The following is a 19715-nucleotide window of genomic DNA, read 5'->3' as shown; positions in this document are numbered from 1 at the left end:
AGCATTACCTCTTCTGGCGGGTTTTTTATTACCGCTGAAAATCAATTCACCATTAACAAACAGATGCATCCTGAACGCTTTCCGCTTATGCTTACACCCCGGCGTGAATAACCCTCAATTATTCGCTTTTATTACGATATTTTTCTGACCGCCGGAGCTTTGCCACATGACCGCACAACCTCAAGCCCTGAAAATCCGCCGCCCTGACGACTGGCACATCCATCTGCGTGACGATGACATGCTGAGAACGGTTCTGCCTTATACCAGTCAGGTATTTGGTCGGGCGATTGTGATGCCAAACCTGGCGCCACCGATCACCACCATTGCGGCAGCTATCAGTTATCGCGATCGTATTCTGGCGGCAATTCCTGTGGAGCATAAATTCACACCGCTGATGACCTGCTATTTAACCGACTCTCTGGCAGCCACTGAGCTGGTTAACGGTTTCAAGCAAGGGGTCTTTACCGCTGCCAAGCTGTATCCTGCCAACGCAACGACCAACTCCAGCCACGGCGTCAGTGATATTAAAGCGATTTATCCGCTGCTTGAGCAGATGCAGAAAATAGGCATGCCGCTGTTGATCCACGGTGAAGTGACCGATTCGGCCATTGATATCTTTGACCGTGAGGCACGTTTTATCGATCAGGTGATGGAACCTATCCGTCGCCAATTCCCTGAGCTGAAAATTGTTTTCGAACACATCACCACCCAAGAAGCGGCCCAGTATGTACAAGAAGGTAATCATTTCCTTGGCGCGACAATTACCCCGCAACACTTGATGTTCAACCGCAACCATATGCTGGTTGGCGGGATCCGCCCGCATCTGTTCTGTTTACCCATTCTAAAGCGCAACGTTCACCAGGAAGCGCTGCGTAAAGCGGTTGCCAGCGGTTCTGAGCGGTTCTTCCTGGGTACCGATTCTGCCCCCCACGCCAAACATCGCAAAGAGTCGAGCTGCGGCTGTGCTGGCGTATTCAACGCACCGAGCGCGATGCCTGCTTATGCCACCGTATTCGAGCAGTTAGGTGCACTCGAACATCTCGAAGCCTTCTGTTCGCTGAATGGCCCACGCTTCTACGGTTTACCGGTTAACGAAGACTTTATCGAACTACAACGCATCGCGGTAACCCAGCCGGAAGAGATCGTGCTGGGCAGTGAATCGCTCGTCCCTTTCCTGGCTGGGGAAAGCGTTAATTGGTCTGTAACAGCCTGTTGATCTTTTTTTACGTCTGCTCTTGCCTCTGAATGCCAGTTACTGTATAAATAAACAGTAAATAGCTTCGGGGGCAATTATGCGTATTGAAGTCACTATCGATAAAACCAAACCACTGCCGCCAGGGGCAATCGAAGCCCTGACGGGTGAATTCAGTAAACGGGTAAACCGCCAGTTTCCTGACACCACCGTGCAGGTACGTTATGCCGGAGCCAACGGGCTGTCTGTCCTGGGCGGAGCTAAAACAGATAAAGACCTGATCGAGGAAATACTCCAGGAAACCTGGGAAAGTGCCGACGATTGGTTCAGCGCAGAATAACACTGCAATGCTGTTGTTGCCGGAGGTCGCTCTCCGGCTTTTTTGTTTCTGCCAGGTTTGACCTTTGCTAGTATTTCCGTTGATTTAATCATCGAGCTAGAAAATCTCTCCCCATCCCCCATTTATCAATCCTGTTACGAAATAGAACTTGTACAGCATATTTCATTGTCTATTTGCATCTTTGCCTGATAATTGTTCAAATAAATAATTATTTTTAATAAATTACAGCAAAAAGCCCACAGAGAAGCCGAGATGCGTATACTGTAATTGTTCCACAAGGCGATAAGTCGAATTGATCCTCGTTAGTAACTCACGATAGTCACTACTTGATAAGGGGTCTTTATGGACAGAAATGATGAAGTTATTCAGACACATCCGCTTGTTGGCTGGGATATCAGTACCGTCGATGTTTATAATGCCATGATGATTCGTCTTCATTACCTGTCTTCTCTAGACCAAGCAGCCGAAGAAGCTCAAGTGGATCGAACGCTTTGGCTCACCACAGATGTCGCCCGCCAATTGATCAATATCTTAGAGGCTGGCATTGCAAAAATAGAGTCAACGGATTACTACGATCTTGATCGAAAAAAACACTGATTCGTGTATCAACCCTCTCTAAGGCGCCAGTAGTTCTACGGCGCCTTTTTCTTTGGTGCTATTCCTGCGCGGTGAGTGCATTGCCGCCGTCAAACTCTTATCATAAAACCCTAAGCCACACATAACAGAGAGGATAAGGCGCGTGGAATATGACTTAATCATCGTGGGCAGCGGTTCGGTTGGCGCAGCTGCGGGCTATTACGCCACCAGCAACGGTTTAAAAGTACTCATGATTGACAGCGCAATACCACCACACCGTAACGGCAGCCACCATGGCGCTACGCGGATTATCCGCCATGCTTACGGTGAAGGTGAAAAATACGTGCCATTCATTCTGCGCGCCCAGGCTTTATGGAATGGATTGGAGCAAAAAAGCGGTGAAAAACTGTTCCACCCCTGTGGCGTGCTCAATATGGGCCCGCAAGATTCCGAGTTTATTGCTAACGCGCAATACAGCGCAAAAAGCTACAACCTCAACACGCAGTTGCTGAGCGCAGAGCAAATAAAACAGCGCTGGGCCGAATTTAATGCGCCTGAAGGTTACATCGGCGTATTCGAACCCGATGCCGGAGTTTTGCTTTCTGAATTGGCGGTTGCCAGCTACATCAGATTGGCAAAAGAAGCTGGCTGTGCGCAACTGTTCAACTGCCAAGTCAGCGCTGTAGAACCTATTGAGGGAGGCGTAGAAGTCGTTACCGCTGAAGGACGTTTTCAGGGCCGTAAGGCGGTAATCACCACAGGTACCTGGGTGAAAAATCTGTTGCCACAGTTGCCGATTATCCCACTGCGCAAAGTTTTCTCCTGGTATCAGGCGGACGGTCGTTACAGTGAGAATAATCAATTCCCCGCATTTACCGTCGAAGCATCGGATGGTGGTCGCTACTACGGTTTTCCCTCTGATAATGACGGCTTAAAAGTGGGCAAGCACGATGGCGGCCAACCGATTGAAACCGCTGAGCAACGCAAGCCTTTTGGTAGTGTCGCCAGCGATGGCGCTGAAGTGTTTGGTTTTCTGCGTCAGTTTCTACCAGGTGTCGGCGTCTGCTTACGTGGCGAGGTCTGCAGCTACGACATGAGCCCGGATGAAGACTTTATCATTGATACCCTGCCAGATTGCCAACGCCTGATGGTGATCACTGGCCTGAGCGGTCATGGTTTTAAATTCGCCAGCGTACTGGGCGAGATTGCGGCACTGTTCGCACAAGACAAGACCTCTCCATTAGATATTGCCCCTTTCAGCCTGCAACGTTTCTGATCCCCCCTCTCCTGCAACTTGCCATTCCGGCTGGTTGCAGGCTAAAAACCCAGCAAGGAAATTCATCAATAAGCGAACGAGATACGCATAGAACGTTCTTTACTCTTGAATATCTTCGCGCGCTAACCGGCCATCGCCCAAGATCACCGCCCATTTTTGCCCGCCGTCCATGGTTTCCAGCGTGATGCGGGCAATGATGGTCAAGGGCACCGAGAGCAGCATCCCCACTGGCCCCATCAACCATCCCCAGAATATCAGGGAGAGGAATACCACTAACGTGGAGAGCCCAAGCCCACGGCCCATAATGCGCGGCTCCAGCATATTGCCGATCACCAAGTTAATCAGGACATATCCCCCTGCCACCACCATGGCATCGCCGAAACCGTTAAACAGCAGAGCTTGAATCAGCGGTGGGATCGCCGCGATAACCGAGCCGATATTAGGGATGAAATTAAACATAAACGCCATCATGCCCCAGATAAACGCAAAGCGGACTCCCACCCAGGTCAGGAATGCCCAGACAATCAGCCCGGTGCCCAAGCTGATAGCCGTTTTGATCACCAGATAGTGCGTCACCCCTTTCAACGCACGTTGAATGGTCGCCATGCCTTCATTAGGTTTGTCCAACGCCTGCCGCAATTTGTACGGTAAGTGCTGAACTTCAAACAGCATAAATACTACCGTCATCAGCAACAGAAAAATGCTGGTCATGGCACCGGAAAGATGGCCTAACAAGCGGGTGACCAGATTCATCGTGGCACCAGGGTCAACAAACTTGATCGCAGCATCGGCAGAGATCGTAATATCGATATTGAAACGCTCGGCGTAATATTGCAGTTCGTGTATTTTTTCCAGCATCATACCGCGATACTGCGGCAAGGAACGGGCAAACTCATTCAAGGAAGAGCCCAACATGCTGATAAACATCATCAATAGCACGATGACGGTAATCACCAGCAGCATCACGCTCAATCCCCTCGGCACCCGACAGCGCTCCAGTAATACCACTAACGGATTGAGCACGATGGCGAGAAACACCGCCAGCAGGAAAGGCACCACAATATCCGCAGCAGCCTTGATTCCGGCCAAAATAACCACCAGCATAGCCAGCATCATGATCAAGCGAAGCTTACGGTCATTAAACTCAAAACTGCCCATGAGATTTCCTTGCGTGAAACCGGCCACGCGAGCCGTTGATAACTATCATATTAGCAAACTCTTCAGCACTGGCGCAGGTAAATCGCCGCCAAACGCTGGAGTAAAATAAGTTAACCCCCTATTACCCTTGGTAGGATAAATAATCGCCAAGGTCGTTCTCGTATTATTTTTTATCGCCTCCAATGATATTTACGCAACATGACAAAACCTGACAATAATAAATAAAATCAAATAAATTCAATCAGTAATATCAATTTACTATTTCCAGAAAAATACTCACTCCAACGATTCATTTGATTGAGTTGTCAAGAACTCACACAAATCCACTGATTAATATTATAAAGAAGTAACATAGTTAAATTTATTATTGCATTTATGTTTTTTAACGTTTAATTATTGCTGCCAGAAAACGAGTCACGTAAGGAAGCATAATGCTCTGGAAAAATACTGCCGACCGCTTTGGTCATGTTTCTGTTCTGATCCACTGGCTGGTTGCACTGACGGTATACGGCATGTTTGCCCTCGGCCTGTGGATGGTCACGCTGGGCTATTACGACGCGTGGTATCACCCAGCACCGGAGCTCCACAAAAGCATCGGTGTCCTGCTGTTTATCGTCATGCTGGTGCGGGTCGTTTGGCGCTTTGTTTCTCCGCCACCCAAGCCACTGGCCAGCTATAACCGTTTAACGCGTGTGAGCGCCGTGCTGGCTCACATCGCATTATATACCGTGCTGTTTGCCATCCTGATCAGCGGTTACCTGATTTCCACCGCCGATGGTCAGGCGATCAGCGTTTTCGGCTGGTTTGATGTGCCCGCCTCTCTGACTGGTATCCCCCAACAGGCCGATACCGCCGGAACGATTCACCTTTACCTGGCCTGGGTTGTTGTCGTGCTTTCAGCACTGCATGCTCTGGCTGCGCTTAAACATCACTTTATTGATCGTGATGTTACTTTGAAACGGATGCTGGGTCGCAGCGCCGATTAACCTCTTGGTATTATGGAGATTGCTATGTTGAAGAAGACCGTATTAGGCCTTACTGCTGGTGCCCTGCTGTTGAGCGCGGGTTCCGCGTTGGCCGCCAACTTCAAAATCGACAAACAAGGGCAACATGCCTTTATCGAATTCCGCATCCAGCACTTGGGTTACAGCTGGTTATATGGTTCTTTCAAGGACTTTGACGGTGGTTTCACCTTCGATGAAAAAGATCCTGCCAAAGATAAAGTGAACGTCACTATCAATACCGCCAGCGTGGACACCAACCACGCAGAACGTGACAAGCACCTGCGCAGCGCTGAATTCCTGAACGTAGAAAAACACAAGCAAGCAACGTTCGAATCCACCGAAGTGAAGAAAAATGGTGAAGGCTATGCGGTTGTCGGCAACCTGACGCTGAACGGCGTGACCAAGCCGGTCACCCTGGATGCCAAACTGACAGGTCAAGGTAACGATCCTTGGGGTGGCTACCGCGCAGGTTTCGAAGCTAACGGCAAAATCAAGCTGAAAGACTTTGGCATCACCACCGATCTCGGCCCGGCGTCTCAAGAAGTTGAGCTGATTATTTCTGTGGAAGGTGTTCGCGAGAAGTAATAAACAAGGGCGCTGATTTCGCACCCTTGCAAAATGGGCTCAGTCTTCTGGGCCCTATTTTTTGGGTTCCGGTATGTACATCGTAGTCTGCAACAATCCCTTAGACTTATTGAAGATTTTGACGCCATTTTCGCGGCCGGCACGGCGCGCACGCTGTTCGTCACGCGGCAATTTCAGCTCTTCACGGCAGCTCTCACTGCAACAACCTGCAAACTTGGTAGCGCAACTTGGGCACTGAATAAACAGCAGATGACAGCCGTCATTCAGGCAATTGGTGTGCGTATCGCAGGGCTCGCCGCATTGGTGGCAATGGGCAATCACATCTTCAGAGATACGCTCTCCCATACGCTCGTCAAACACAAAGTTCTTGCCGATAAATTTCAGCGGTAAACCCTGCTCTTTTGCCTTACGTGCATATTCGATGATCCCGCCTTCCACGTGATAAACGTTCTTAAAACCGTTATGCAACATATAGGCACTGGCCTTTTCACAGCGGATCCCACCGGTGCAGTACATGACGATATTCTTGTCTTTCTGCTCCTGGAGCATTTCCACCGCCATCGGTAACTGCTCGCGGAAAGTGTCGGAAGGCACTTCGATCGCATGCTCAAAATGCCCGACTTCATACTCGTAGTGATTACGCATATCCACAAATACAGTATTCGGATCGTCAATCATCTGGTTGACGCGGTCGGCCTGTAAATATTCACCCACATTCGCCGGGTTAAAAGTGGCATCGTCAATACCATCAGCAACGATGCGCTCACGGACTTTCAAGCGCAGCACCCAGAAGGATTTACCATCGTCTTCCAGAGCAACGTTCAGCCGCACCTGATCCAGCGCCGGGTGGGCAGCAAATAAGGTAGCTTTGAAGGCGTCAAAATGGCTCTGCGGCACGCTGATCTGCGCATTGATGCCCTCTTTAGCCACATAGATACGGCCAAAAACCTTCAGTTTATCGAACTGAATATACAGGCTGTCGCGAAACGCCTTAGGGTCATCAAGAGTAAAATATTTATAAAAAGAAACTGTGGTGCGTGGCTCGGTTTCAGCCAGCATACGCGCCTTCAGTTCCTCGTTAGAAATTCGGTTATGTAACACTGGCATGGTGTACTTTCCTGTCTTTCGAGGGGTGACTGATTGAGTGCGCTAAGGCCGCTAGCCCGCGCGCGGCGCACATAATACCCGAAAATACGCGGTAACACAGCATTAACCCAGCGGCCAGGTTTAGCACACAAAACTTGACGTTATTCGCCAATCCCGATAAGCCTAATCATTACCGTACTCTCTATTCTGACGGACCATGAGGACATTATGAGCCAGCTCTTTACCCCCATCACCCTAGGGCAACTACCGTTGCACAACCGCATCATTATCGCGCCAATGTGCCAGTATTCAGCCGATAACGGTAAAGCCACCGAATGGCACACCATGCACCTCGGCCACCTGGCGCTATCAGGAGCCGGATTGCTGATTGTGGAAGCCACTGCTGTATCACCAGAAGGCCGTATTTCGCCGGGAGATTTGGGCTTGTGGGATGATGCGACTGAACAAGCTCTGGCAGCGGTGGTTCAGGCCGTCAAAAAGCACGCCACCATGCCGCTCGGCATCCAATTGGGCCATGCGGGCCGTAAAGCCTCCTGCGCCGTTCCTTGGGAAGGCGGCGGGCAGCTTTCCAGCGCGGAAGGTGGCTGGCAAACCCTGTCGGCTTCCGGGTTACCTTTTAATCCTCACGATAAGGCTCCGCAAGCCATGAGCCTGGCACAAATTGAGTTATTGAAAGCCCAGTTTGTCGCCGCCGCACAGCGTGCCGATCGCCTCGGTTTCGATCTGATCGAGCTGCACGGTGCACACGGTTATCTGCTGCATCAGTTCCTCTCGCCGCTGGCTAACCAGCGCGACGATCAATACGGCGGCTCACTGCAAAACCGCATGCGCTTACTGCTGGAAATTTTTAGTGACGTACGGGCCGTGTTCCCGGCGCAAAAAGCGGTTGGCGTGCGTATTTCCGCCAGCGACTGGGTGGCTGGCGGCTGGGATGAGCGGCAATCTGTTGAACTGGCAACAGCCTTGAAAACGCTGGGCTGTGACTACATTCATATTTCCAGCGGTGGCCTATCACCACAGCAGCAGATCCCGCTTGGCCCGAATTATCAGGTGCCTTTTGCAGAAACCATTAAGCATCAAGTTGGCATGCCAACCATCGCCGTGGGGCTAATCACCGAGCCAGAACAGGCGGAAGCGATTATCGCTACCGGCCAGGCTGACATGGTGGCACTGGCGCGCGGTATTCTCTACAACCCACGTTGGCCATGGCATGCGGCGGCCAAGCTGGGTGTCAAAGTCCAGGCACCGCCACAGTATTGGCGTTCAGAACCACATGGGCTAAAAGGCTTGTTTAAAAACGATTAAAGACCCAATGAGCGGGTCTCTGCGCCCGCTCCGTCTATTCGGCTTAGCGTTTTTTAGCGCTGTTTTTTCTTAAAAAACACCGTTCTAACCCAGTTCAAGGCAAAAAAATGATGTTTTAATGCTGTGGGTTTTCCTGTTGTCTTAGAAAAATGTCACAATACACAACAATAAACGGCAGGAAAATCATCGCATGAGACAAGATCTTCGGATCATAGGCTCTGTAGTTTCCCTGTGATTACTGTTAAATGACTGCTTCTAAGCTGAGAACACATGACTCAAGTTCCTTCTTTTAATCGATCTTTACTGCATCCCCGCTACTGTCTCACCTGGTTCGGCGTTGGTTTACTGTATTTGCTGGTCCTGCTCCCCTACCCGATTATTTATCACTTGGGTACTGGGCTGGGCCGATTCTCCATGCGTTTTCTTAAACGCCGAGTCACCATCACACGACGTAACCTTGAGCTGTGTTTTCCTGAAATGCCAAAAGCCGAGCGTGAGGCATTGATCGTAAAGAACTTTGAGTCGGTAGGCATGGGGCTGTTTGAAACCGGTATGGCGTGGTTCTGGCCAAATTGGCGCATCGAACGCTGGTTTACCGTCAGTGGCTTGGAACACATTGAGCAGGCGCGTGCCAACCAGCAAGGCGTTTTGCTGATCGGGTTGCATTTTCTGACGCTGGAACTGGGGGCGCGGATTTTTGGTATCCACAATCCAGGCATTGGGGTTTACCGCCCACATGACAACCCCTTGATGGACTGGCTGCAAACCCGCGGCCGTATGCGTTCCAACAAGTCGATGCTGGATCGCAAAGATGTCAAAGGGATGATCCGCGCGCTGAAGCAGGGCGAAATCATCTGGTATGCACCGGATCACGATTACGGCCCGCGCAGCAGTGTGTTCGCTCCGCTGTTTGCGGTCGAAAAAGCCGCTACCACCACCGGCAGCTATATATTGATACGTATGGGCAAGCCAGCCATTATTCCTTTCACTCCACGCCGCCTACCGGAAGGCAAAGGGTATGAATTGATCATGCAGCCCGCCGTGGAAAACTTCCCGCTGGATAACGAGCATGTGGCCGCCGCGTTTATGAATAAAGTGGTAGAAAAGGAGATCCTGATGGCGCCGGATCAATATATGTGGCTGCACCGCCGTTTCAAAACCCGCCCGGAAGGTGAGCCTTCGCTTTATTAAGCGTAACGTTTTTTTACCAGTGCCATCTTGAGAAGCAGGCAAAACAGTGTGATGTTATGGCTTTATCATTGGCAAAGGGAGCCACTATGTACGTCGTCAACCTGACCTATCACCGCCCGATTGAAGAAGTCGACAGTCACCTTGAAGGGCATGTTGCCTGGTTGAAGCAACATTATCAGGACGGGACTTTTATCGCCTCGGGCCGCAAGAATCCGCGCATTGGCGGTGTGATCCTGGTGAAAGGTATTGAACGGTCGCGGCTGGATGCTATTTTAGCGCAGGATCCGTTCAACGCCGTGGCCCACTATGAAATCACCGATGTCGCCCTCACCCTAACGTCCAGCGGGTTTGAAGCACTGGCTGGCATATAAAAGTTCCGTGGTTCCCGTACGTGCCGCGTGCGGGAATAACCCCCTTCGTTATTTTTAAAACTTTATTTCATTTTCTTACCCATCCCCCTCGCTGGTTAATTGATAACCCGTGCAACTAAGCGCATACTTATCAGGCTATCTATCCGTTTGGCACTATTACCCCATGTAATTACAAAATTTTTTACTTTCTGCACGGAAACCTATGGCCTTGGCATCAGAACCTGTTAACTGGCAACGTAACCTCTTTATCATCTGGATTGGGTGTTTTCTGGCCGGTGCCGCGTTCAGTCTGATCATGCCATTCCTGCCGTTGTACGTTGAAGCCCTTGGCGTTACCGGCCATCAAGAACTGAACATGTGGTCCGGTCTGGTTTTCAGCATTACCTTCCTGTTTTCAGCCATTGCCTCTCCTTTCTGGGGCGGGCTTGCCGATCGGCATGGACGTAAGCTGATGCTGTTACGCTCGGCTTTGGGCATGTCGATTGTGATGGTGCTGATGGGAATGGCACAAAACATTTGGCAATTTCTGGCGCTACGTGCGGTGCTGGGGCTGCTGGGCGGTTTTATTCCCAATGCCAACGCGCTGATTGCCACTCAGGTGCCACGTAACCGCAGCGGTTGGGCCTTGGGTACCCTGTCTACCGGTGGCATCAGCGGCGCGTTAATCGGCCCGTTGATTGGCGGCTTGCTGGCCGATCAGTATGGCTTGCGTCCGGTATTCTTCATCACCGCGGCCGTGCTATTTATCTGCTTTCTGCTGACGCTGTTTTACGTGAAGGAACAATTCACGCCGGTACAGAAAAAAGACATGTTGCACGCGCGCCAGGTATTCGCTTCGCTAAAAAGCCCCAAGCTGATCCTCAGCCTGTTTGTCACTTCTATGGTCATCCAGATTGCTACCGGCTCGATTGCGCCGATTTTGACGCTGTATGTGCGTGATTTAGCCGGCGATATTCACAATCTGGCGTTTATCAGCGGCCTGATCGCCTCAGTGCCCGGCGTTGCGGCGCTGATGAGTGCCCCCAGGTTGGGCAAATTGGGGGATAGAATCGGCCCGGAGCGCATTCTGGTGTGTATGCTGATCGTTTCCGTGCTTCTGCTGATCCCCATGGCATTTGTTCAGGAACCCTGGCAGCTTGGCGTGTTACGCTTCCTGCTCGGCGCTGCGGACGGCGCATTGTTGCCTGCGGTGCAAACCCTGTTGCTTTACAACTGTACCAATCAGGTTGCCGGGCGGATATTCAGCTATAACCAATCATTCCGCGATATCGGTAATGTCAGTGGCCCGCTGCTAGGCGCGGCGGTATCGGCCAGCTATGGGTTCCGCGCCGTGTTCTGCGTGACTGCAATGGTGGTGGTGTTTAACGTTTTCTACTCCTGGTGGTGTCTACAGCGACGCCCGGCCAGAATGCGCGAAGACAGGCTACAGGAAGAACAATAGCCAGATTTATCGCCACTTACGCCAATACCTCTCAGTTAAGTCCTATTTCCCACGGTTTTCCCTTGTCGAATAACCCTGCCTGCCTATGCGCTAATTCCAGAAAGCTCCGATATCAATGCCTTGTTTTAAACATAGTTAAAGATAACTCAGAGCAATAAACCACCTGTTAATGCAAATACCCGTTTAGACAAAATAAAAACTAAGAAAGTAGATGTTTGTCGACTTTTCATCTGAAAAATGGGATATAGATAACCAGACGAAATTATTGCCCAGTAACCAGATGGTTAAAAAATATCACGCCAGAGCTAAAATTCAGGCCAAGTGAAACAAGGGCCAGCACGTTTTCCATGGTTCACATGCGTTGCGGCTGAGGTTTTGTCAGGTAATCCGCGCAAGTTGGATCACCTCTCTTAAACACACACATACCACAGTACAGCCGCTTTATGGCGGCACATTTTATCGGGAAGATTTTATGCAATCCTCTGTTACACAGAAAGAAAACCGAACCTTCTTCGGCCATCCTTATCCGCTCGGTTCGCTGTTTTTCACCGAGATGTGGGAACGCTTCTCGTTTTATGGCATCCGTCCATTATTGATCCTGTTTATGGCCGCTACCGTTTATGACGGCGGTATGGGGTTGGCACGCGAGAATGCCTCGGCGATCGTCGGTATTTTTGCTGGCAGCATGTACCTAGCCGCCCTGCCTGGGGGTTGGCTGGCAGATAACTGGCTCGGGCAGCAGAAAGCAGTTTGGTATGGTTCGCTCCTGATCGCACTCGGCCACCTGTCTATCGCCCTGTCGGCGTTTATGGGTAACGATCTGTTCTTTATCGGCCTGATGTTTATCGTGCTCGGTTCCGGCCTGTTCAAAACCTGTATTTCGGTGATGGTTGGTACGCTGTACAAACAGGGCGACGCACGCCGTGACGGCGGCTTCTCGCTGTTCTACATGGGCATCAACATGGGTTCATTCCTCGCCCCGTTGATTTCCGGCTGGCTGGTACGTACGCACGGTTGGCACTGGGGTTTTGGCATCGGTGGGATCGGGATGCTGGTGGCACTGATTATCTTCCGCATCTTTGCCGTGCCATCAATGAAGCGCTATGACAGCGAAGTTGGTCTGGATTCAACCTGGAACAGCCCGGTCGCCAAGAAAAATGGCGTCGGTGCCTGGCTCGTGGCGTTGGCCGTGGGTGTTGCCGTCATCGTTGGCCTGATTTCTCAAGGCATCATCGTGATCAACCCGGTGGCCGTTGCCAGCATGCTGGTTTATGTGATTGCCACCTCGGTCACACTGTACTTTATCTACCTGTTCTTTTTCGCTGGTCTGAGCCGCAAAGAGCGTGCGCGCCTGCTGGTGTGCTTTATCCTGTTGGTCTCTGCCGCATTCTTCTGGTCTGCCTTCGAACAGAAACCGACGTCGTTCAACCTGTTTGCTAACGACTACACCAACCGCATGATCGGTGACTTCGAGATCCCGGCGGTGTGGTTCCAATCGATCAACGCCCTGTTCATTATCCTGCTGGCACCGTTCTTTAGCTGGATGTGGCCTGCCTTGGCACGCAATAAGGTGCGCCTGAGCAGCATCACCAAGTTCGTGTTCGGCATTCTCTTTGCGGCCGCAGGTTTTGGCGTGATGATGCTGGCATCTGAAAATGTGCTGAACAGTGGCGGTGCGGGTGTATCACCTATGTGGCTGGTGGGCAGTATTCTGATGCTGACGCTGGGTGAACTGTGCCTGAGCCCGATTGGCCTGGCGACCATGACCCTGCTGGCACCGGACAGAATGCGCGGCCAGTTGATGGGCCTGTGGTTCTGCGCCAGCGCCTTGGGTAACCTGGCGGCTGGCCTGATCGGTGGCCATGTGAAAGCAGACAAGTTGGAACTGCTGCCGACCCTGTTCGCCCGTTGCTCTATCGCGTTGGTGATCTGTGCCGCAGTGCTGATTCTGCTGATCGTACCGATTCGTCGCATGCTGGAGAATACTCAAGGCAAAGCAAACGCTTAATGAGTGCTCGGCTACACTCTAAAGCCAGCGCCTGTCGCTGGCTTTTTTTATATCTGCCAGGCCTGCCGCTGTAACACCACGCGATAACCATCCAAGTCCTCAAAGGTTTGCCCATTGGCATCCCAATAAGGGTTATAAGCCTGCACACGCCGGAACCCGGCAGCCAGCATCTGTTCGCACATTCCCTGCCACTGTTCCTCTTCTGGCAGATAGAACACCAGTAGGTTGTCCTGCGTAGGGGCTTGCCCTACCCGCACACCACGATGATGGGTAAACTCCAGGTGATAGGCATGCTGCGGATGGCCGAGCATGATGCCATCAAAACCCTGATGATCCTCAAACTCACCAAGCCGTGCAAAACCCAGGCCACGGCAGTACATCTGTGCGATCTCCGGCAGCCGATCGGTTGGGCGGGCGATACGTAATACGGCATTGTGCATGTTCATTTTCCTTCTGTGAGTGTGAAAACAGCATAGCCCTTCCCCCTACAGCCAGCGTTCAGTAAATGCGTTTTCCTGCGGCGGGCATCTGGTGTCATGATGCCGGTCATGGCATGCTGCGATGACCGCTTCATGGATGGACACAGGTTTCCCGATGCAATATCTGCCAGAAAATCAGTCTATTGTCCCCTTCGCTAAAGATTACCAGCATGGTGACTACGAACCCGATCACCAGCATAACTATGCGCAGTTGATCCACAGCCTCAGCGGTGTTGTGCAGGTCAATACCCGTATGGGGAGTTGGGTGGTGCCACCAAGCCGTGGCGTCTGGCTGCCTGCTAACGTGGTACATAACCTGCGTTTTACCGGCAATGTGGCAGTGAGAACGCTGTTTGTCGATCCGCTGGCACGTGCTGATTTACCGGTTCTCTGTCAGGTGGTGCAGATCTCCCCATTACTGCGCGAACTGATCGTCAGCGCCATGGATATTGCTGCCGATTACCGCGCAGGAGGGCGTGAGGAACGCATTATGGAGCTGATCCTTGATGAATTGCGCCTATTGCCGATTCTGCCGCTGAACTTGCCAGAACCCCGTGACGGCACATTGCTGACCTTATGCCGACATATTCAGCAGTCACTGGCACAAACCTGGGAGTTGGAATTGGCGGCCAAACAAATCAATATCAGTGGCCGGACACTATCGCGCCGTTTCCAGCGTGAGACTGGCCTGAGCTTTGCTGATTGGGTGCGGCGGGCACGTTTGCTCGCAGCGTTAAACGCCCTGGCCGCGGGCAGTTCGGTGCTGGAAGTCGCACTGGATCTGGGATATGACAGCCCCAGTGCCTTTAGTTCCATGTTCCGCCGTCTGCTTGGCGTCTCGCCCAGCACCTATTTTTCCCAGGCTCAGCCAGTGATTACCTCAAATAGCAGCCAGCAACGTTGAATAATGCCTGCAACGAAGCGCTGGCAGAATCAGCGTCGATCCCTACCCCATAGGTGGCTTCGCCATTTTCCACCGTACAGCGGAGGTAGGTTACCGCACGGCTGTGGCTCTGGTGCCCTAACGTGTGCTCGTGGTAGTCGTCTATCGCCAGCACCAGGCCAAAACGTTGGCATAAGGCATCCACTGCGCTGGAAAGTAACCCATTGCCCGCCCCCTGTAACTGCAACTGTTCACCATGCAGGTTAACCAGCGCACTAAAACTGTGGTCATTAGCGCCCTGGCTATGGGTCTGATAGCTGAGCAACTGAAGCACTGGTTTTTCCACTAAACCATAGCTGTCGCGGAACAAACGCCAGATCTGCGCACCGGTCATTTCCTTGCCGCTTTCGTCGGTGGCAAGCTGTACCACTTTACTAAAAGCAATCTGCAACCCGCGTGGCAGCACCAATCCGTGATTCTGCTCCAGTAACCAGGCGGCCCCGCTCTTGCCAGACTGGCTGTTAACCCGGATCACCGCTTCGTAATTACAGCCGACATCCGCCGGATCCAGCGGCAGATAAGGCACTTGCCACAGGCCGTCCTTGCGCAGTTGCTGGGCCGCAAAGCCTTTTTTAATCGCATCCTGATGCGAACCAGAGAAGGCCGTAAAGATCAATTCTCCGGCATACGGATGACGTGGATGCACAGGCAATTGATTACATTGTTCAACCACCTCAACCACCTGTTTCAAGCGGCTGAAATCCAGTTTGGGAGCGATCCCTTGGGTGTACAGATTCAGTGCCAGCGTCACCAGATCCACATTGCCGGTCCGTTCCCCGTTGCCAAACAGACAACCCTCCACCCGATCGGCCCCGGCCAGCATCGCTAATTCAGCACAGGCCACTCCAGTGCCACGGTCGTTGTGCGGATGTACGCTGATACACACCTGCGAACGCTGGCTGAAATGGCGACAGAACCACTCGATTTGATCGGCGTAGATATTTGGCGTGCTCATTTCCACCGTAGCAGGCAGGTTGATAATCATTGGCCGTTGCGAACAAGGCTGCCAGACATCGGCCACCGCCTCGCAAATCTCGAGCGCAAACTCCAGTTCGGTAGCACTGAAGGTTTCCGGTGAATATTCGAAGGTCCAAGCGGTTTCTGTTTGTTGTTCACACCATTGACGAATACGCCGTGCGCCATTGACCGCCAACGCCACCGTGGCCGCCTTATCCTGCTTGAACACAATGTCCCGGAACATGGGTGCGGTGGCGTTGTACAGATGCACTATCGCACGCGGTGCGCCGTGCAGAGACTCAAAAGTGCGATCGATCAGTTCGTCTCGTGCCTGAGTTAACACTTGGATTGTCACGTCATTGGGGATCAGCCGTTGCTCAATCAGGCTGCGGACAAAATCAAAATCGGTCTGTGATGCCGAAGGAAAAGCCACTTCGATCTCTTTGAAGCCACATTCCAACAGTAACTGATAAAACTGGTGCTTGCGGGTGTTGTCCATGGGATCGGCCAGGGCCTGATTGCCATCGCGCAGATCGCTGGAACACCAGCGTGGAGCCGATTGCTGGCGGCGACCAGGCCATTGGCGGCCAGGTAAATCTATCGTCGGAAATGGACGATACTTGGTTGCAGGATTGGTTAACATCAGGATTCTCCTCAAGAAATAGGGCTGTACCCTGCCATTATTTCCTGCCTGAGCACGTCTTGCTCCCGCTTAACGGACAATCATCGTCGCAAAGCAGACAATATATCTGCCCTTTACCTATCCACAGCGCTTATTCATAAGGCCCATGCTGGGCATCAAACGGCAGCATAAAAGTATCCACCACCATCGACAGCGGTACATCAATCACCGTGACAAAGCGCCAAGGCGTGTCGCGTAAATCCCACTGTACCCCTGGATAGTATTGATGCCCATGACCGGCTCCGGGTATCGTGCGGCTGATGATGCTGCCGCAGCCAGATAATGTCGCTACGCTGGTGGTTAACAGCACCAAACGTGCTAACGATTTGATATGTAACAACGTAATTCTTCACCTTGATTGTTCAGGGAATAAGCAATGCTAGCGTGGATTTTAACATGGTTTTTTCTGAAACAAGGTGAGAGGTTTGAGCCCGCCGTTTAGCACCGGCCACAGAGGTTGATACAAAGTTATGCTGGAGCATATCGCATTGAGTTGTTATAACTATAGGGCATAAGTAAAAATCCATATCCCCGCCTTAGGGTGGCGATTGGGCTGATAGACCCCAGGGGATGCATTCCGCCCCTTCCGCCACGACAGAGAGGATTTTTAATGACTGATCAAGACACCACGGCCGCCGAAGCAGTACCGGAAAACGCTACATTGCTGAAAATTCTGGGCAGGTTGCTCTCAACCCTGGATGCCTCCATCAGTGGTAAAGATCGCAGTGTATTGGTGGCTGAGCTGGCTAATCTCAATCTCGATGGGATCTCAGAAGCAGAGAGGAAACTGGCAGCTGAATTGATCAAACGTGCCTTACAATCACTCGATCATTAAAATCCACCGGCAAACCATTAAATCCCCATCGGGGTTTAATGGTTTTTCATCGCTAAGCCTTGTTCAAAGCCAGGTTTTATTATCATAGCTATCTATCAATCCACTGATTAATAGAGATAAAAATTAGAAACAGCCCTCTTTTACCTCTTTTTTCTTTAAATCTCTCTTAAAATAGTAATAATAGCTTAATTCTTTTGGTAATCAGCCTTGGCGTTTTACCGGAAAAACAGGCTATTATTATGCAGAGCTGATGCTCTGATGCACTCTTTCCCTCATTCTGCCCACAGGAGATCGCTATTTTGGATGCCAGCACGATCAACAACTTGTTCATCATCGGTGCCGTGTTGGTGGGAGCAAGTATTTTCCTCAGTTCTTTCTCCTCAAAATTAGGTATCCCAATTCTGGTGATCTTCCTGGCAATCGGCATGCTGGCAGGCGTAGATGGCCCAGGGGGGATCGTTTTTGACAACTATCCTGCCGCCTATCTGGTCAGTAACCTGGCCCTTGCCGTGATCCTGCTTGACGGTGGCATGCGCACCCGCGTCAGCTCATTCCGTGTCGCCTTGTGGCCCGCATTATCTCTAGCCACCGTCGGCGTAGTCATCACCGCCGGGCTGACCGGAATGGCCGCCGCCTGGCTGTTTAATCTTGATCTGATTCAGGGATTGCTGATTGGTGCCATCATTGGCTCCACAGATGCAGCCGCCGTGTTCTCCTTGCTGGGTGGTAAAGGGCTGAACGAACGTGTCAGTGCCACGCTGGAAATTGAATCCGGCAGCAACGATCCTATGGCCATGTTTTTGACCATTACGCTCATCTCCATGATTGCCGCAGGGGAAACCTCCCTGAGCTGGATGTTCCTCATTCATCTGTTGCAGCAGTTCGGTGTGGGGATTGTTTTAGGTCTCGGCGGCGGTTGGCTGTTGCTGACGCTGATCAACCATATCAAGCTAGCAGAAGGGCTCTATCCTCTACTGGCGGTCAGCGGCGGTATTCTGATCTTCGCGCTCACCACTGCGCTGGACGGCAGCGGCATTCTGGCCGTTTATATGTGTGGTCTGATGCTGGGCAACCGCCCCATCCGCAACCGCCACGGCATCGTGCAAACCTTTGACGGGCTGGCGTGGCTCAGCCAGATCGGTATGTTCCTGGTTCTGGGGCTATTGCTCAATCCACACGACCTGTTACCGATCGCTATCCCGGCCCTGCTGCTTTCACTGTGGATGATCCTGTTTGCACGGCCACTCTCGGTATTTCTCGGCTTGCTGCCGTTTCGCAACTTTACCCTGCGCGAACGGGTGTTTATCTCCTGGGTTGGGTTACGTGGTGCCGTACCGGTGATCCTGGCCGTTTTCCCGATGATGGCGGGATTACCGAACGCGAGTCTGTTCTTCAATGTCGCTTTCTTCGTGGTACTGGTTTCGCTGTTGCTGCAAGGCACCACGCTTTCTTTCGCGGCCAGAAAAGCCAAAGTGGTAGTGCCACCGGCACCGACGCCGATTTCCCGCGTGGGGTTGGATGTCCATCCAGACAACCAGTGGGAGCAGTTTACTTATCAGCTGACATCTGAAAACTGGTGCGTTGGCGCAGTGCTGCGTGAGCTCAAAATGCCACCGGGCACCCATATTGCTGCCCTGTTCCGTGGCAAAGAGTTATTACACCCGAGCGGCAGTACTCGTCTGCTTGACGGTGATATTTTGTGTGTTATCGGCCATGAGCACGATCTCCCCATGCTCGGTAGATTGTTCAGCCAAGCCCCTCCAGTTACACGCGATGAGCGCTTTTTCGGCGATTTCATTCTGCAATCCGATGCACGCCTGAGCGATATTTCACAGCTCTATGGTCTAAACCTGCAGGAAGGCATCGATAGCCAGCAGACGCTCGGCCAATTTGTTACTGAGTTGATTGGCGGCGAAGCCGTTCTGGGTGACCAGGTGGAGTGGGATGGCCTAACCTGGACCATCGCTGAGATGGAAGCGAATAAAATCAGCAAGATCGGTGTCAGGATCGTTACCGATTAAGCCCAATCGTCACTGCCGCAGCGCTAATCACAATATTCCGGGAACTTATCCGTCCCGGAAAACTCCTAATGATAGCCATTATCAAATGACCCGATACTCTACCCATCTCAATACCTGAGTCAGTCGCGCAATATCAGACCATAACCCTTGTACTGTGATGGCTCTGAGTCTCGCTAATTTGGTTCATAACATGCTGATTAGGTAAGATAACGTGGCACAACAAGAACAAGAGAAAGACATTCTG

The 19715-nt window shown here is 51.7% G+C and carries 19 protein-coding genes; 14 read left to right on the top strand and 5 right to left on the bottom strand.

The window, feature by feature from the left end:
- Positions 1 to 166 precede the first annotated feature (166 nt).
- The 4 genes from pyrC to solA all read left to right on the top strand — a co-directional run bounded on the left by pyrC (position 167) and on the right by solA (position 3384).
- On the top strand, positions 167 to 1216 hold the full coding sequence (pyrC, locus tag AC2A1E_RS01415; protein WP_484382225.1) for a dihydroorotase: 1050 nt from the start codon (positions 167 to 169) through the stop codon (positions 1214 to 1216).
- A 76-nt stretch (positions 1217 to 1292) separates the two neighbouring features.
- The gene (gene dinI, locus AC2A1E_RS01410) at positions 1293 to 1532 is read left to right on the top strand and encodes a DNA damage-inducible protein I (RefSeq protein WP_076939829.1); all 240 of its coding nucleotides are present in this window, start codon (positions 1293 to 1295) and stop codon (positions 1530 to 1532) included.
- 342 nt (positions 1533 to 1874) lie between these two features.
- Positions 1875 to 2129: a biofilm formation regulator BssS gene (gene bssS / locus AC2A1E_RS01405; protein WP_459398802.1), complete on the top strand. Its 255-nt coding sequence runs from the start codon at positions 1875 to 1877 to the stop codon at positions 2127 to 2129.
- Positions 2130 to 2271: 142 nt separating this feature from the next.
- Positions 2272 to 3384, top strand: coding sequence for an N-methyl-L-tryptophan oxidase (solA, locus tag AC2A1E_RS01400; RefSeq protein WP_484382224.1), 1113 nt, complete (start codon positions 2272 to 2274; stop codon positions 3382 to 3384).
- Positions 3385 to 3483: 99 nt separating this feature from the next.
- Here solA and AC2A1E_RS01395 read toward each other — a convergent pair whose 3' ends face one another.
- Entirely contained in the window at positions 3484 to 4542 is a 1059-nt protein-coding gene (locus AC2A1E_RS01395) for an AI-2E family transporter (protein WP_484382223.1), read from the bottom strand.
- 431 nt (positions 4543 to 4973) lie between these two features.
- Between AC2A1E_RS01395 and AC2A1E_RS01390 the strand changes: the two genes are divergently transcribed.
- Positions 4974 to 5528 (top strand): cytochrome b, encoded by a 555-nt coding sequence (locus tag AC2A1E_RS01390; protein WP_484382222.1) that lies wholly within the window; start codon positions 4974 to 4976, stop codon positions 5526 to 5528.
- Positions 5529 to 5552: 24 nt separating this feature from the next.
- A complete protein-coding gene (locus AC2A1E_RS01385) occupies positions 5553 to 6131 on the top strand; it encodes a YceI family protein (RefSeq protein ID WP_484382221.1) in 579 nt (192 codons plus the stop codon).
- Between the two features lie 54 nt (positions 6132 to 6185).
- Here AC2A1E_RS01385 and trhO read toward each other — a convergent pair whose 3' ends face one another.
- Positions 6186 to 7238 carry an oxygen-dependent tRNA uridine(34) hydroxylase TrhO gene (trhO, locus tag AC2A1E_RS01380; RefSeq protein ID WP_484382220.1) on the bottom strand — a complete coding sequence of 351 codons (1053 nt, stop codon included), beginning with the start codon at positions 7236 to 7238 and terminating at the stop codon, positions 6186 to 6188.
- Between the two features lie 207 nt (positions 7239 to 7445).
- Here trhO and AC2A1E_RS01375 point away from each other — a divergent pair, with 207 nt between their 5' ends.
- The 5 genes from AC2A1E_RS01375 (at position 7446) to AC2A1E_RS01355 (ending at position 13554) form a co-directional block, all read left to right on the top strand.
- Positions 7446 to 8543, top strand: coding sequence for an NADH:flavin oxidoreductase/NADH oxidase (locus AC2A1E_RS01375; RefSeq protein WP_484382219.1), 1098 nt, complete (start codon positions 7446 to 7448; stop codon positions 8541 to 8543).
- A 270-nt stretch (positions 8544 to 8813) separates the two neighbouring features.
- Positions 8814 to 9734, top strand: coding sequence for a Kdo(2)-lipid IV(A) acyltransferase (locus AC2A1E_RS01370; protein WP_484382218.1), 921 nt, complete (start codon positions 8814 to 8816; stop codon positions 9732 to 9734).
- Positions 9735 to 9820: 86 nt separating this feature from the next.
- Complete coding sequence (locus AC2A1E_RS01365; protein WP_484382217.1) at positions 9821 to 10105, top strand: YciI family protein; 285 nt, start codon at positions 9821 to 9823, stop codon at positions 10103 to 10105.
- 202 nt (positions 10106 to 10307) lie between these two features.
- Positions 10308 to 11546 (top strand): multidrug efflux MFS transporter MdtG, encoded by a 1239-nt coding sequence (mdtG, locus tag AC2A1E_RS01360; protein ID WP_484382216.1) that lies wholly within the window; start codon positions 10308 to 10310, stop codon positions 11544 to 11546.
- Between the two features lie 472 nt (positions 11547 to 12018).
- Positions 12019 to 13554 carry a peptide MFS transporter gene (locus AC2A1E_RS01355; protein ID WP_484382215.1) on the top strand — a complete coding sequence of 512 codons (1536 nt, stop codon included), beginning with the start codon at positions 12019 to 12021 and terminating at the stop codon, positions 13552 to 13554.
- Positions 13555 to 13601: 47 nt separating this feature from the next.
- On the opposite strand, the gene AC2A1E_RS01350 is transcribed toward AC2A1E_RS01355, so the two are convergent.
- Positions 13602 to 14000, bottom strand: coding sequence for a VOC family protein (locus tag AC2A1E_RS01350; protein WP_484382214.1), 399 nt, complete (start codon positions 13998 to 14000; stop codon positions 13602 to 13604).
- A 148-nt stretch (positions 14001 to 14148) separates the two neighbouring features.
- Here AC2A1E_RS01350 and AC2A1E_RS01345 point away from each other — a divergent pair, with 148 nt between their 5' ends.
- Entirely contained in the window at positions 14149 to 14937 is a 789-nt protein-coding gene (locus AC2A1E_RS01345; RefSeq protein WP_484382240.1) for an AraC family transcriptional regulator, read from the top strand.
- Here the strand turns inward: AC2A1E_RS01345 and leuA are convergent.
- Together leuA and AC2A1E_RS01335 are read right to left on the bottom strand one after the other, a co-directional pair.
- The gene (leuA, locus tag AC2A1E_RS01340) at positions 14909 to 16576 is read right to left on the bottom strand and encodes a 2-isopropylmalate synthase (RefSeq protein WP_484382213.1); all 1668 of its coding nucleotides are present in this window, start codon (positions 16574 to 16576) and stop codon (positions 14909 to 14911) included. The two genes, AC2A1E_RS01345 and leuA, sit on opposite strands and share 29 nt — an antisense overlap.
- 130 nt (positions 16577 to 16706) lie before the next feature.
- A complete protein-coding gene (locus AC2A1E_RS01335; RefSeq protein WP_484382239.1) occupies positions 16707 to 16946 on the bottom strand; it encodes a YceK/YidQ family lipoprotein in 240 nt (79 codons plus the stop codon).
- Positions 16947 to 17225: 279 nt separating this feature from the next.
- On the opposite strand from AC2A1E_RS01335, the gene AC2A1E_RS01330 reads away from it, so the two are divergent.
- On the top strand, positions 17226 to 17450 hold the full coding sequence (locus tag AC2A1E_RS01330; protein WP_459398816.1) for a hypothetical protein: 225 nt from the start codon (positions 17226 to 17228) through the stop codon (positions 17448 to 17450).
- 299 nt (positions 17451 to 17749) lie between these two features.
- Positions 17750 to 19471, top strand: coding sequence for a potassium/proton antiporter (locus tag AC2A1E_RS01325; protein ID WP_484382212.1), 1722 nt, complete (start codon positions 17750 to 17752; stop codon positions 19469 to 19471).
- Positions 19472 to 19715: the final 244 nt, after the last annotated feature.

The sequence above is a fragment of the Serratia sp. HNCC26DJ206 genome (assembly GCF_057180605.1).
This window is presented reverse-complemented; position numbering and strand designations above follow the sequence as displayed.